At 70.3% G+C, this 13,394-nt stretch carries 11 protein-coding genes; 9 read left to right on the top strand and 2 right to left on the bottom strand.

Translation table 11 applies throughout. The annotated features are described in order from the left end of the window. Positions 1–5: 5 nt before the first annotated feature. On the top strand, positions 6–1,613 hold the full coding sequence (locus ACO06I_RS09290; protein WP_421932291.1) for a fatty acid--CoA ligase: 1,608 nt from the start codon (positions 6–8) through the stop codon (positions 1,611–1,613). Positions 1,614–1,645: 32 nt separating this feature from the next. Then, complete coding sequence (locus ACO06I_RS09285) at positions 1,646–2,032, top strand: MerR family transcriptional regulator (RefSeq protein WP_304699459.1); 387 nt, start codon at positions 1,646–1,648, stop codon at positions 2,030–2,032. Here ACO06I_RS09285 and ACO06I_RS09280 read toward each other — a convergent pair. Continuing rightward, a complete protein-coding gene (locus tag ACO06I_RS09280; protein ID WP_421932290.1) occupies positions 2,029–3,615 on the bottom strand; it encodes a globin-coupled sensor protein in 1,587 nt (528 codons plus the stop codon). The two genes, ACO06I_RS09285 and ACO06I_RS09280, sit on opposite strands and share 4 nt — an antisense overlap. A gap of 328 nt (positions 3,616–3,943) precedes the next feature. Between ACO06I_RS09280 and ACO06I_RS09275 the strand changes: the two genes are divergently transcribed. The 5 genes from ACO06I_RS09275 (at position 3,944) to ACO06I_RS09255 (ending at position 9,417) form a co-directional block, all read left to right on the top strand. Further along, positions 3,944–4,624 carry a LuxR C-terminal-related transcriptional regulator gene (locus ACO06I_RS09275; protein ID WP_421932289.1) on the top strand — a complete coding sequence of 227 codons (681 nt, stop codon included), beginning with the start codon at positions 3,944–3,946 and terminating at the stop codon, positions 4,622–4,624. 69 nt (positions 4,625–4,693) lie between these two features. Further along, positions 4,694–5,329, top strand: coding sequence for an FABP family protein (locus ACO06I_RS09270; RefSeq protein ID WP_421932288.1), 636 nt, complete (start codon positions 4,694–4,696; stop codon positions 5,327–5,329). Positions 5,330–5,461: 132 nt separating this feature from the next. Further along, positions 5,462–6,703: a D-alanyl-D-alanine carboxypeptidase gene (locus ACO06I_RS09265; RefSeq protein WP_421932287.1), complete on the top strand. Its 1,242-nt coding sequence runs from the start codon at positions 5,462–5,464 to the stop codon at positions 6,701–6,703. 143 nt (positions 6,704–6,846) lie between these two features. Continuing rightward, positions 6,847–8,136, top strand: coding sequence for a nucleotide sugar dehydrogenase (locus tag ACO06I_RS09260; RefSeq protein ID WP_421932286.1), 1,290 nt, complete (start codon positions 6,847–6,849; stop codon positions 8,134–8,136). Between the two features lie 66 nt (positions 8,137–8,202). Then, positions 8,203–9,417 (top strand): class I SAM-dependent methyltransferase, encoded by a 1,215-nt coding sequence (locus ACO06I_RS09255; RefSeq protein WP_421932285.1) that lies wholly within the window; start codon positions 8,203–8,205, stop codon positions 9,415–9,417. A 3-nt stretch (positions 9,418–9,420) separates the two neighbouring features. Here the strand turns inward: ACO06I_RS09255 and ACO06I_RS09250 are convergent, their stop codons facing one another. Continuing rightward, the gene (locus tag ACO06I_RS09250; protein WP_421932284.1) at positions 9,421–10,035 is read right to left on the bottom strand and encodes an arylesterase; all 615 of its coding nucleotides are present in this window, start codon (positions 10,033–10,035) and stop codon (positions 9,421–9,423) included. A gap of 74 nt (positions 10,036–10,109) precedes the next feature. On the opposite strand from ACO06I_RS09250, the gene ACO06I_RS09245 reads away from it, so the two are divergent. Further along, positions 10,110–10,802, top strand: a complete 693-nt coding sequence (locus tag ACO06I_RS09245; RefSeq protein ID WP_421932283.1) for an ABC transporter ATP-binding protein — start codon at positions 10,110–10,112, stop codon at positions 10,800–10,802. Continuing rightward, positions 10,799–13,318 carry an ABC transporter permease gene (locus ACO06I_RS09240; RefSeq protein WP_421932282.1) on the top strand — a complete coding sequence of 840 codons (2,520 nt, stop codon included), beginning with the start codon at positions 10,799–10,801 and terminating at the stop codon, positions 13,316–13,318. Before ACO06I_RS09245 ends, ACO06I_RS09240 begins: the two co-directional genes overlap by 4 nt. The last annotated feature ends 76 nt before the right edge of the window (positions 13,319–13,394 follow it).

Here is a 13,394-nt window from a genome sequence, read left to right as displayed (position 1 = left end):
GGCGTATGAGTGTCGCGGAGCCGGTCGCCGCCGTCGATTTCAACCAGATGCCCACCCTGGGGGACATCCCGCGCTACCACGCGCGGGAACGTCCCTCGGCGACGGCTCTGGTGTTCGAGGGGCGGGAGACCGACTTTGCGACCTTCGAGCGCCGCACCAACCGGGTGGCCAACGCCCTGATCGCCCAGGGCGTCCACAAGGGTCAGCGGATCGCCTATATCGGCAAGAACAGCGACCACTATTTCGAGCTGCTGTTCGGGGCGGCCAAGATGGGGGCGGTGATGACCCCCATCGGCTGGCGGCTGGCCCCGCCGGAGATGGCCTATATCCTCGGGGACTCCGCGGCCCCGGTGGTCTTCATCGGCCCCGAGGTTATGGACCTGGCGCCGGCCATCCTCGAGAGTCTGGATCCCGCCCCGGCGGTCATCGCCATGGAGGCCGCCAGGGCCGGCGGCGCTCCGCTCTATGAGACCTGGCGCGACGCCGCGCCCGACACCGATCCCGGCGTCGCCATCACGCCCTCCGAAGTGGCGGTCCAGCTCTACACCTCCGGCACCACCGGCCGGCCCAAGGGGGCCATGCTGTCCCACGACAACATCCTGTCGGGCCGCCGCCGCTCGGCCGAGGCCAACATGCCGTGGAACAGCTGGGGGCCCGACGACGTCAGCCTGGTGGCCATGCCGGTGGGCCATATCGGCGGCACCGGCTGGGGGATCGTCGGTCTCTACAACGGCGCCAAGGGGATCGTGGCCCGGGAGTTCGACCCCTTCAAGGTGCTGGACTTCATCGAGGGCGACCGCATCTCCAAGATGTTCATGGTGCCCGCCGCCCTGCAGATCGTGGTGCGCCAGCCCCGGGCCCGCGAGGTCGACTACAGCCGGCTGAAGTACATCCTCTACGGCGCCTCGCCGATCCCGCTGGATCTGCTGCGGGAGTGCATGGAGGTGTTCGGCTGCGGCTTCTGCCAGCAGTACGGCATGACCGAGACCTGCGGCACCATCGTCTACCTGCCGCCGGAGGATCACGACCCGGCCGGCAACCCCCGCATGCGGGCCGCCGGCCTGCCCATGCCCGGCGTCGAGCTGAAGATCATCGACGAGGCCGGGGCGAGCCTGCCGGCCAATACGGTGGGGGAGGTGGCCATCCGCTCAAGCTCCAACATGGCCGGCTATTGGCGCCTGCCCGAGGCCACCGCCGCCACGGTGGGCGCCGACGGCTGGCTGCGCACCGGGGACGCCGGCTATCTGGACGAGGCGGGCTACCTCTTCATCCACGACCGGGTGAAGGACATGATTATCTCCGGCGCGGAGAACATCTATCCCGCCGAGGTGGAGAGCGCCGTCTACGGCCATCCGGACGTGGCCGAGGTGGCGGTGATCGGGGTGCCCGACGACACCTGGGGCGAGGCGGTCAAGGCGGTGGTGGCGCTGAAACCCGGCGCGACTCCCGATCCGGCCGGCATCATCGCCTTCGCGCGCACCCGCATCGCGGCCTTCAAGGCGCCCAAGACCGTCGATTTCATCGAAGCCTTGCCCCGCAACGCCTCGGGTAAGATCCTGCGTCGCGAACTACGCGAGCCATATTGGGCTGGCCGCGCCCGGCGCGTGAACTAGAATAGGCTCAAGAGATGAGAGAGGCCCCAGCCATGACCGTCAGCCTTCGCCGCCCGCCCACCACCCTGACCATCGGCCAGTTGTGCCGCGAGTTCGAGGTGACGCCCCGCACCCTTCGCTACTACGAGGAGCAGGGCCTGCTGGAGCCGGCGCGCCGCGACCAGCAGCGGATCTATTCCCGCCGCGACCGGGCCCGGCTGCAGCTGATCCTGCGCGGCCGCCGGGTGGGCCTGTCCCTGGCCCAGATCCGCCAGGTCCTGGACCTGCACAATCCCGAGGATGGCGACGCGGTGCAGAACGCCGTCGCCCTGCGCGCCTTCCAGCAGCGGATCGCGGCCCTGGAGCAGCAGCGCGCCGAGGTGATCGGGGCGATCGAGAGCCTGCAGGCCGCCTGCGAACGCCTGGAGGCCAGGCTCTAGAACTCCTCCCAGGCGTCCTGGGCCGCGCCGCCGTAGCTGACGGCGAGCCTTTGGGTCAGGGCTCGAGCCGGGGAGGCGGGCGGTTTCGCCGGCGTGGGGATTCGGACCGCCACCGGACCGCTCTGCGCGGCCATGCCCACCTGGAACCGGGTCATCAGTTGGGTCAGGGCCGAGGTCTCCGCCTTCAGGGCGTGGGTCGCGGCGGTGGACTGCTCCACCATGGCCGCATTCTGTTGAACCACCTGGTCCATCTGGTTGACCGCGGCGTTCACCTCCGAGAGGCCGGTGGCCTGTTCCTGGGCCGAGGCCGAGATCCCCGAGATGACGGAGTCGATCTCCGCCACCTTGTTGGCGATCGCCTGCAGGGCCTCGCCGGTCTCGCCCACCAGGGACACCCCCTGGTCGACCTGCTGACCCGAGGCCGAGATAAGGGTCTTGATCTCCTTGGCCGCTTCCGCCGAGCGCTGGGCCAGCGCCCGGACCTCGGAGGCCACCACGGCGAAGCCCCGGCCGGCGTCCCCGGCGCGGGCGGCTTCCACCCCGGCGTTGAGCGCCAGCAGGTTGGTCTGGAAGGCGATCTCGTCGATCACCCCGATGATCTGGCTGATCTGGCGCGAGGAGTCCTCGATCTGCCCCATCGCGCTGACCGCCAGGGCCACCACCTCGCCGGAGCGCTCGGCCTGGCCCTTGGCCTCGGCGACGGCGCTGCTGGCCTGACGGGCGCCGTCGGCGGTGTTGGACACCGTGGCGGTGATCTCGTCGAGGGCCGCGGCGGTCTGCTCCAGGCCCGCGGCCTGCTGTTCGGTTCGCCGCGACAGGTCGTCCGACGCGTGCGCCAGCTCGTCGGAACTGGCGCCGATGGCCGAGGTGGTGCGGGCCACCGCGGCCATGGTGTCCTCCATCTGGGCGACGGCGGCGTTGAAGTCGCGGCAGAGCTGCAGGTATTCCTCCGGCAGGTCCTCGGGCATTCGGTAGGTGAGGTCGCCGGCGGCCAGGGCGGCCATCCCCGCCCCGACCGAACCCACCACCACGGCGCGCTCCTGGGCCAGGGTCTCGGCCTGGGCGGATTTGCGCGCGGCTTCGGCGGCCTCCAGATAGACCGAGATCGCATAGTCCATGTCCAGCAGGGTGGCCTTGGCCAGGGCCCCCAGCTCGCCGGCGACCTCCGAGACCTTGGGGCCCTTGGCGCCGAAGCCGCCCTTCGGCCAGCGGGCCTTGAGAACCGCGCCGATGAGCGAACTCAGCACCAGGGCGTAGCCGCCGATGTACCAGCGGGGCTCCAGGCCGATGCGGGCGTGGGTCTCCCCCACAGTGGTGACGGCGCGCACATAGGCCGGGTCGAACTGGCCGCTGGAGATCGTCTCCCAGTGACCGACCTGTCGGCTCTTGGCGCTGGCGACGTGACCCTGGCTGGCGAAGAACCTGCGGGTCTCGGGGTAGGACTGGATCTGCGCGTAGAAGGCGTCGAGAGCCCCTGGCAGCTCCCCCATGATCACCGCCTTGGTCCGGCGCAGGTCCGCCTGGGCGCCGGCGTCCAGCTGCATGAAGTTCAGACGGTCGGCCAGGGAGTCATTTTGAGACATGACGGCTTCCTCGAGTTGATCCTCCCATGCCGCGGGATTAATATTAACAGAAGAAAAACGCAGAGCTGCCACTCAACCTATTGTTTAGAATCGATATATACAAACATAGATACATATATCGATAGATATAACCTCGGTATCAATTTCGGTTGAGTTTGATCCGCTCGCGAACTTGCGAGGTATGACGGCCGGCTGGATGCGAATCATCTTGTCTATATCTGAGGATATAGAGACGTAATGATCTTCCCGTGCGACGAATCGACCATTATCCATCCCGATCGCATGGTCTTTGTGGCTTCGAGTCCCCAATGTCGGCTACCCCACTTTGATGGATAGATTTCCCGGGGCCCTGCGCCCACCGCCGGACCCGACCGCGCGGAACCCCGACAAGACGCTCCTGCTGATCGAGGAGAAGCCCATCTGTCGGATGGCGATCGTCCAACTCGTGGCGGAGGTCGGAGGCGTCGGATCGATTCGCTACGCCACCTCAATCGAGGCGGCGCTGGACCAGGTCGAAACCCTCAAGCCGGAACTGCTGCTCGTCGATCTGTTCAGCGTCAACTATGAGTTCGGCGCCCTGCGGCGTCTCCTGTCGATCGCCGCGCCCGCCGCCGCGATCGTGGTGGACGACCGGGTCAATCCGACCTTCGCTCGGCTGGCCAAAGACGCCGGGGCCAGCGGCTACGCCTCCAAGGACTTCGAGCTGCCGCAGTTCAAGTCGGCCCTCCAGGCCGTCATCGTCGGCGGCGCCTATTTCCCGCGCGATATCCTGCCCGACCAGGTCGGCCTGCGGGTTCCCCGCTCGGCGGCCGGCCTCTCGGCGCGCCAGCTGGAGGTCCTAAAGCAGATGGCGGTAGGCAAGACCAACCGCGAGATCGCTGAGGCCCTGGGCATCACACCAGGAACGGTCAAGCTGCACATCCACTCGATCCTGCAGCTCACCGGCGCCCGCAACCGGACCGAAGCCGCCCTCATCGCGGGCCGCTTCCTGGCGCCTGCCATCGGTTGAGCCACCGGCCCTTGACGCGCCCAAGGCCAAGCCTGCTAAGGCGGATAGGCATCAGCGTGCGGGACCACCATGACCGACTTCCCCCAGGACATTTTCTCCGAGCAGGAGGGCATCGATGTCGACACCCTGGCCAATCTCGGCCCGCTGCGCCCCCTGGCCGGGGTCTGGGTGGGGGTGAAGGGGTTCGACATCAATCCCGACGCCGAGGCGCCGCGCCGCCAAGACTATGTCGAGCACATCGAGCTGCAGCCCATCGATCCGCAGTCCAACGGGCCTCAGCTGCTCTACGGCCTGCGCTATCACGCCCACATGGTGAAGCCAGGCGAGGTGGAGACCTATCACGACCAGGTGGGCTACTGGCTCTGGGAGCCGGCCACCGGAATGATCATCCACTCCCTGACCATTCCCCGCGGCCAGATCGTGCTGGCCGGCGGCAAGGCCCAGGCCGAGGCCACGCAATTTGAAGTCAGCGCGACGCGTGGCTCCACCGAATACGGCATCTGCTCCCAGGGTTTCCTGGAGCATGCCTTCCGCACCGACGCCTTCCGGATGGTGGTGACGGTCAACCCCGATGGAACCTGGTCCTATTTCGAGGACACCATCCTGCAGGTCCGTGGCCGGCCCGACCCCTTCCACCACACCGACCGCAACACGCTCACCCGGGTGGCCCCGCCGACTCCCAACCCGTTGGCCGCCGCCAGCTGACGGCCAGGCGCCCGGCGCGGCTTGCCGAGACGGTCTTCAGATTTGATTCACCTTCGTCCCGGATGATTTTGGGAGCTCACCCACAAGTCACGCCGCCTCGCGGCCGGGCCGCCGATCAGGGCGGAATTACAGATGCCATATCGTCTCCCCCACGTCCTCGCAGGCGTCACGACCTTATTCCTGGCGGTTCTACTGTTCCTCCTGGGCGGTCTCAGTCGAGCTGAGGCCAGCGCTCCGGGGGTTGATCCGGGCAAGTTCGCCGCGATCGTGATCGACGCCGCGACGGGCGAGGTCCTCTACGAATACCAGCCCGACGCGCGACGCTTTCCCGCCTCCCTGACCAAGGTCATGACCCTCTACATGGCGCTCGACGCCCTGGAGCATGGCGATCTGAAGCGGGACTCGGCCGTGGTGATCTCGCGGCACGCCGCCGCCCAGCCGCCCTCGAAGCTCGGTCTGCCCGTCGGCGCCCGGCTGACCGTGGCCGAGGCGATGGATGTCATGGTGGTCAAGTCGGCCAATGACGTCGCCACCGCCCTGGGCGAGACGATCGCCGGCTCGGAACGGGAGTTCGGTCGCCGGATGACCGAGCGCGCGGAGGCGCTCGGTATGACGCACACCCACTTCGTGAACGCCTCGGGCCTGCCCGACGCCCGTCACGTCAGCAGCGCCCGCGACCTGGCGATCCTGGCGCGGGCCTTCCTGCGCGATCATCCGCAAGACTACCGACTGTTCGACCAGGAACAGACCGTGTTCCAGGGGCGGACCATCCAGGGCCACAACGCCCTCTTGCGTCGGCCCGGCATCGACGGCTTCAAGACCGGCTACACCAACGCGGCCGGCTACAACCTGCTCACCTCGGGTGTGCGCAACGGTCGGCGGGTCATCGCCGTCGTCCTGGGCGGGCGGACGGCTCTGGGACGCGACCAGCTGATGCGCACGCTGCTGAGCGCGGGCTTCGCCACGCTCGCCGTGCGCTACGCCGGGCTCGACATCACCATGCGCGAACTCCTGGGGCGGAACGATCCGGCGGGGCCCACCCCCTCTCAGCCCGCTGAACTTGCGACCGCCAGCCTGTCTCGCGCGATGCCCCGGGCCCAAGGCGATCCGGCGGCCGGGCCCCTGTCGGCCAAGGACCGCTGGTGGGTGCAGGTGGGCGCCTTCAGCTCCCGCAAGCTCGGACATGCCCAGCTGGCCAAGGTCAGCCAGCGCCATCCACGCCGGCTCGGCTCCGCGGCCCAGAGGTTGGAGCCGGCCGGCCGCCTCTTCCTGGCGCGGTTCGGGGGGCTGTCTGAGGACCGGGCGAAGGACACGTGCCAGCTCCTGCGGCGGGAGGGGGCTGACTGCCTCGCCGGCCAGTCCCTCGGCGACTGACAGGCCGCGCCAGCCAGGACGCTGGCGGGGTCATGTCAGACCAGCCGCGGCCGAGCGTCCCCGCAAGAGAGGGGCTGTGCGGCGGCCTATCCATGTTAGTCAGGGCGCGCGGCGGACGATGCGCCGATGGCGTCGAGACAAGAATGCTTGAGAGTCCCTTCACCCGGTCCCCGGTGAACATCGCCGTCATCGGACTGGGCTATGTCGGCCTGCCCCTCGCGGTCGCCCTGGCCGAGCACTATCCCGTCGTCGGCTTCGACATCGGGGTCGAGCGGATCGCCGAGCTGAAGGCCGGCCATGATCGCACCCTGGAGGTGGACGCCGCCGAGCTGGAGGCCGCCGCCAACCTGTCCTTCGCCCTCGACGAGGCGGACTTGAAGGCCTGCAACGTCTTCATCGTCACCGTGCCCACCCCCATCGACCGCCACAAGCGGCCGGACCTTTCGGCCCTGCTGGCCGCCAGCCGCACCGTCGGCCGGGCGATCTCCAAGGGCGGGGTGGTGATCTACGAATCCACCGTCTATCCGGGCGCCACCGAGGAGGACTGCGTGCCGGTGGTGGAGCAGGTCTCGGGCCTGACCTTCAACACCGACTTCTTCGCCGGCTACAGCCCCGAGCGCGCCAATCCCGGCGACCGGGCGCACCGCCTGTCCTCGATCATCAAGGTGACCTCGGGCTCGACGCCGGAGGCCGCGGCCTTCGTCGACGCCCTCTACGGCGCGGTGGTGACGGCGGGCACCCATCTGGCCAGTTCCATCCGCGTGGCCGAGGCCGCCAAGGTGATCGAGAACACCCAGCGCGACCTGAACATCGCGCTGATCAACGAGTTCGCCCTGATCTTCAACCGCCTGGGCGTGGACACTCAGGAGGTGCTGGCGGCCGCCGGGACCAAGTGGAACTTCCTGAAGTTCCAGCCGGGCCTGGTGGGCGGCCACTGCATCGGGGTCGACCCCTACTATCTGACCCACAAGGCCCAGGACGCCGGCTACGATCCGCAGGTGATCCTGGCCGGCCGCCGGATCAATGACGGCATGGGCGCCTATATCGCCCAGAGCCTGATCAAGACCCTGATCCATCGCGACGCCAAGGTGCGCGGCGCCCGGGTGCTGGTGATGGGGCTGACCTTCAAGGAAAACTGCCCCGACCTGCGCAACACCCGCGTCATCGACATCGTCCGCGAGCTCGCCGACTACGGGATCGCCGTCGATGTGCACGATCCCTGGGTGAACCCCGACGAGGCCCTGCACGAATACGGGGTCCGCCCGATCGCCGACCTGGCGCCGGGCGCCTATGACGCCGTCGTCGTGGCCGTGGCCCATTCGGCGTTCCTGGAGATGGGCCTGCCGGCCATCCGCGCCCTCGGAAAGCCCGGCGCGGTGCTCTACGACGTCAAGTCGGTGTTCCCCAAGGGCGAGGCCGACCTGCGGCTCTAGCCCGGAAACCTTTCGGCTCCCCGATTGTTAACGAGCGCCACTGTGCGGCGTTACGGGGTGATCCTGATGTTGCATGACTTCCTGAATCGGCGGCTTTCGACCGGTCGGCTGCAGGTGACCTATGGCGATGGCCGGGTCGAGACCTACGGCGACGGAACCGGTCCCGAGATCGCCGTAAGGCTGACCCGCCGCGGCGAGAGGCGCCTGCTGGTCAACCCGGGGCGGGGCCTAGGGGAAGCCTATATGGATGGGGACCTGGTGGTCACGCGGGGAAGCTTCTGGGACCTGCTGGACACCGTTGGACGCAACCGCGGCGAAACCCCGCCCTCCGCCAGCCTCCTGGCCCGCATCCTCCGTTCGGTGCGCCTACGCCTGGACCAGCACAATGATCGGGCCGCGGCGCGCCGTCATGTCCACCATCACTACGACCTATCGTTGGAGCTCTATCAGCGCTTCCTGGACGCGGACCTGCAGTACTCCTGCGCCTATTTCGCCCGTCCGGACATGACCCTGGAGGAGGCGCAGGCCGCCAAGAAGGCGCACCTCGCCGCCAAGCTCGATCTCCGCGCGGGACACAAGGTGCTCGACATCGGCTGCGGTTGGGGCGGGTTGGCCCTCGAATTGGCCGCCCGTCATCCCGTGGAGGTCACCGGGGTGACGCTGTCGCAGGAGCAGCTCGCCACGGCCCACGCCCGGGCGCGGGCGGCGGGTCTGGAGCGGGTGGCGCGGTTCGATCTGCGCGATTACCGGGACGTGTCGGGCCCGTTCGACCGGATCGTCTCGGTGGGCATGCTCGAGCATGTGGGCGCGCCGCACCTGGGCGACTACTTCGCCCAGGTCGCCCGCCTGCTCAGCGATGATGGCGTGGCGGTGATCCATGCGATCGGCAGTCACAATTCCCCCGGCCTGACCCAGCCCTTCATCCGCAAGTACATCTTCCCCGGCGGTCATATCCCCTCCCTTTCGGAGGTCACCGCGGCGGTGGAGCGGACGGGCCTCTGGATCGCCGACGTGGAGATCTGGCGCCTGCACTATGCCGAGACCCTGCGCCATTGGCGGCTGCGCTTCGAAGCCCAGCGACAGGCCATCGCCGCCCTCTATGACGAGCGCTTCTGCCGCATGTGGGAGGTCTATCTCGGCTACAGCGAACTGGCCTTCCGCCACCTCAACTGCATGGTCTTCCAACTCCAGCTCATCAAGCGGGTGGACGCCCTGCCGATCACCCGCGACTACATCCACGAGGCCGAGAAGATGCAGCCGCCGGCGCGTCTGCGCGCCTGACAGCTAGCCCAGCGCCCGCGCGACCACCGGGGCCAATCGCTGGGCGATCAGGGCCGCGCCCTGGGCGTTGGGGTGGATGCCGTCGCGCTGGTTGAGCCGGGTGAGGCCCGCCACCCCGGCCAGCAGGTTGGGGTAGAAGGCCACGCCCTGGGCCTTGGCCACCGCCGGGAAGACCGCGTTGAACTCCCGCGCATAGCCCCCGCCGATGGCCGGCGGCGCGGCCAGGCCCGCCAGCAGCACCTTGATCTTCCGCGCCTTGAGCCGCCGCACGATGGCCTCGAGATTGGCCCGGGTCGCCGAGGGCTTCAGCCCCTGCAGCAGGTCGTTGCCGCCCAGCGCCACGATGCACAGGCGGGTGTCGCGCTGGACGCTGAAGTCCACCCTGGCCAGGCCGCCGGCCGTGGTGTCCCCTGAGACCCCGGCCGCCCGGATCGTGGCGGTCTTGCCCAGCCTGGCCAGCTCCGCCTGCAGCCGGGCGGGGAAGGCCGCCGAGGCCGGCAGGCCGAAGCCTGCGGTGATCGAATCTCCCAGGATGGTCACCACGGGCCGGGCCGCCGCCAGGACCGGCAGCGGGGCGGCGAGGGCGGCGGCGGCGATCAGGTCTCGGCGGGTCAGCATGGGATGGGTGTGTCGGTCATGACTCTGTCCTATTTAAGGGCTCAAGACGGCGGCTCAATGGACTTGGAGGGCGCTTGGCCCAGACGACGGACGACGCTTCGCCTGTGGCCCTCGACGGGGTCTGCCTCAGCCTGCCCTCGGCGGCGGGGACCGTCGACATCCTGCGCGACCTGGACTTCCGCGTGGCGCCCGGCGAGCGGGTGGCGGTGACCGGGCCCTCGGGGTCGGGCAAGTCCTCCCTGATCTCGGTGGCCGCGGGATTGGAGCTGCCCACCGCCGGGACGGTGCGCCTGTTCGGACAGGACCTCGCCCGGCTCGACGAGGACGGCCGCGCCCGGCTGCGGCGGGGCCGCGTCTCCCTGGTCTTCCAGTCCTTCCATCTGCTGCCCAACATGACGGCGGCGGAGAACATCGCCGCGCCCCTGGAGATCGCCGGCCGCCGCGACGCCGCCGACCTGGCCCGCGCCTGGCTCGACCGGGTGGGGCTGTCGGCCCGGGGACGGCACTATCCGCATCAGCTTTCCGGCGGGGAGCAGCAGCGGATCGCCCTGGCCCGGGCGCTGGCGCCGCGGCCCGCCCTGCTGTTCGCCGACGAGCCCACCGGCAATCTCGACGCCGCCAACGCCGCCCTGGTGGCGGGCCTGATGTTCGACCTGGTGGCCGAGAGCGGCGCCGCGCTCGTCCTCGTCACCCATGACGAGGCCTTGGCGCGGCGGGCCGACCGGCAGGTTCGGCTGAGCGACGGACGCACGGTCCTCGCCGCATGACGCCGCTGTCCTGGCGCTTCGCGCTGCGCGAGCTGCGCGGCGGGGTGAGGGGCTTCCGCATCTTCCTGGCCTGCCTGGCGCTGGGGGTGGCCGCCATCGCCGCCGCCGGCTCGACCGCCGAAGCCTTCCGCCAGGGCCTGGCGAGCGAGGCGCGCGAGATCCTCGGCGGCGACCTGGCCGCGACCCTGGAGCAGCGCCGCTTCACCCCGGCCGAACGGGCGGCGATCGCCAAGATGGGCCGGGTCTCCTGGGCGGTGAGCGCCCGGGCCATGGCCGAGACGCCCTCCGGCGAGCGGCGCCTGGTGGAGTTGCGGGGGGTGGGCGGCGCCTATCCCTTGGCGGGCAAGGTCGAGCTTCAGGGCGCGACCTCCCTGGACCAGGCCCTGGCGCCGTTGAACGGTGTGCCCGGCGCGGCGGTGGAGCAGACCCTGCTGGACCGCCTGGGCTTGAAGCTGGGGGACCGGCTGCTGGTGGGGAACACCCCCATGGTGGCCCGCGCCGTCCTGCTGCAGGAACCCGACCGCCTCTCGCGGGGCTTCGCCCTGGGGCCGCGGGTCCTGACCCGGGTGGAGGTGGTGGAGCAGGGGGGCTTCCTGGCGCCCGGCCTGCCCTTCGGCGAGACCGCGCGGATCGCCCTGCCGCCCGGCGAGGCCACCGCGCCCGCCGCGAAGGCCCTGGGCAAGGCCTTGAAGGGCGCCGAAGCCCGGATCCGGGAGCGCGACGAGGCCGCGCCGGGCATCCGCAGACTGATCGAGCAACTGGAATACTTCCTGGGGTTCATCGGCCTGGCCTCCCTGGTGGCGGGCGGACTTGGGGTGCACGGGGCGGTCTCGGCCTTCCTCGAGCAGCGCAAGCCGGTGATCGCGGTGCTGAAGGCGCTGGGCGCCGAGGGGCCCTTGGTGCGCAATCTCTATCTGATCCAGATCGGCGCCCTGGCCCTGCTGGGGGTGGCGATCGGCCTGGTGGTCGGAGCGGCCGCGCCGCTCGTCCTGGGCGCGCTGATCGCCGATGACCTGCCCGTGCCCGCCCTGTTCGGCGTCTATCCGATCCCCTTGCTCAAGGCCGCGGCCTTCGGCCTGCTCTCGGCGGCGGCCTTCGCCCTGGCGCCCCTGGCGCGCGCCCGGCTGACCTCGCCGGCGAACCTGTTCCGCCACGACCTGCCCACGCGGTTCGCCTGGGGGGTGGAGATCGTCGGCGCCCTGCTGGCGGCCGCGGCCTTGGCCGGCCTGGCGGTGGCCACGGCGCCGACGCCCTTGGCGGCCGGGGTGATGATCGCCGGCGTGGCGGCGGCCTTCATCGTGCTCTGGGCCCTGGGCCTTGGCGGCGCCTGGTTGGCGGGCCGGGCGCGGATAGGTGCGCGGGGCCCCCTGCGCATCGCGCTCGCCAGTCTCGCCGGTCCCCGCTCGGCGGCGCGGACCGCCGCCCCGGCCATCGGCCTGGGTGTGGCCCTGCTGGCCGCCGTGGTCCTTATCCAGTCGAGCCTGCTGCGGCAAGTGGCCGAGGTGGCGCCCCGCACGGCCCCGGCCCTGGTGTTCACCGAGATTCCCGGGGACCGTGTCGCCGCCTTCGACGCGGCCCTCGCCAAGGCCTTCGGCCGCGCCCTGACCCCCGACATGTATCTCCGCGCCCCCTTCGCCACCGGACGCATCAGCCAGATCAAGGGCAGGCCGGTGGTGGCCGGCCAGATCGCCGCCTCCGAGCGCTGGGCCTATGACAACGACATCTCGCTCTCGGCCATCGGGGCCGAGCCGCCCAACGCTGGAATCGTCGCGGGGCGGTGGTGGCCGGCGGGCTATTCGGGGCCGCCGCTGCTGGCGATGGAGGCCGACGTGGCCAAGGCCGGAAACCTGAAGCTGGGGGATCGGGTGACCCTCTCGGTCCTGGGCCGCGACATCGAGGCGACGGTGGCGGTGCTGCGCAAGGTGGACTTCGGCGGCTTCGGCGCCAGCTTCCCCCTGGTGCTGGACCCGGCGGCCCTGGAGGGCGCCAACCTGCGCCATGTGGCCATAGCCAAGGCCAGCAAGGCGCAGGAGGCCGCGGCCACCCGCGCCCTGGGCGCCGACTTCGCCGAGGTCAACGTCATCTCCGTGCGTGAGCAGTTGGAAGCGGCCACCGAGCTGTTCGGCCGCCTGGCGCTCGCGATCCGCGGCGCCGCGGCGGTGGCGGCCCTGGCGGGCCTGTTGGTCCTGGCCGGGGCGATCGCGGCCGGCGCCCAGTCGCGCATGCGCGAGGCCGCCATCCTCAAGGTCCTGGGGGCCTCGCGCGGCCAGATCCTCAGTGTCTATGTCCTGGAGTACGGCGCCGTGGGCGTGGTGGCCGGCGCGGCGGGCGTGGCCCTGGGCTGCGCCGCGGCCTGGCCCATCGTGACCCAGGTCTTCCAGGCCCACTGGAGCGTGGATTGGTCGGGGATCGCCGCCCTGGTGGGCGGGGCGGCCCTGCTGGCGGCGCTCGGGGGCCTGGCGGCCTCTCTGCAGGCCCTGTCTCGCCGCCCGGCCCCGGCGCTGCGGAGCGAGTAGCTAGAGCGTGACAGTCTGGAGTGGATACCGGTTCGGGCGCCCGTCACGCTCTAAGCTTAAGAGGGCGAGCCTGCTC

Source organism: Phenylobacterium sp. (assembly GCF_965229015.1).
Taxonomy (GTDB): Bacteria; Pseudomonadota; Alphaproteobacteria; order Caulobacterales; family Caulobacteraceae; genus Phenylobacterium.
Note: the sequence above shows the minus strand (reverse complement) of the source record. Positions and strands in the feature narration are given on the sequence as shown.

What these genes read in the sequence shown, in the direction of transcription:
- ACO06I_RS09290 (WP_421932291.1), top strand. Translation starts at nt 6, where the DNA reads ATGAGTGTCGCGGAGCCGGTCGCCGCCGTCGATTTCAACCAGATGCCC.
- ACO06I_RS09285 (WP_304699459.1), top strand. Translation starts at nt 1,646, where the DNA reads ATGACCGTCAGCCTTCGCCGCCCGCCCACCACCCTGACCATCGGCCAG.
- ACO06I_RS09280 (WP_421932290.1), bottom strand. Translation starts at nt 3,615, where the DNA reads ATGTCTCAAAATGACTCCCTGGCCGACCGTCTGAACTTCATGCAGCTG.
- ACO06I_RS09275 (WP_421932289.1), top strand. Translation starts at nt 3,944, where the DNA reads ATGGATAGATTTCCCGGGGCCCTGCGCCCACCGCCGGACCCGACCGCG.
- ACO06I_RS09270 (WP_421932288.1), top strand. Translation starts at nt 4,694, where the DNA reads ATGACCGACTTCCCCCAGGACATTTTCTCCGAGCAGGAGGGCATCGAT.
- ACO06I_RS09265 (WP_421932287.1), top strand. Translation starts at nt 5,462, where the DNA reads ATGCCATATCGTCTCCCCCACGTCCTCGCAGGCGTCACGACCTTATTC.
- ACO06I_RS09260 (WP_421932286.1), top strand. Translation starts at nt 6,847, where the DNA reads ATGCTTGAGAGTCCCTTCACCCGGTCCCCGGTGAACATCGCCGTCATC.
- ACO06I_RS09255 (WP_421932285.1), top strand. Translation starts at nt 8,203, where the DNA reads ATGTTGCATGACTTCCTGAATCGGCGGCTTTCGACCGGTCGGCTGCAG.
- ACO06I_RS09250 (WP_421932284.1), bottom strand. Translation starts at nt 10,035, where the DNA reads ATGCTGACCCGCCGAGACCTGATCGCCGCCGCCGCCCTCGCCGCCCCG.
- ACO06I_RS09240 (WP_421932282.1), top strand. Translation starts at nt 10,799, where the DNA reads ATGACGCCGCTGTCCTGGCGCTTCGCGCTGCGCGAGCTGCGCGGCGGG.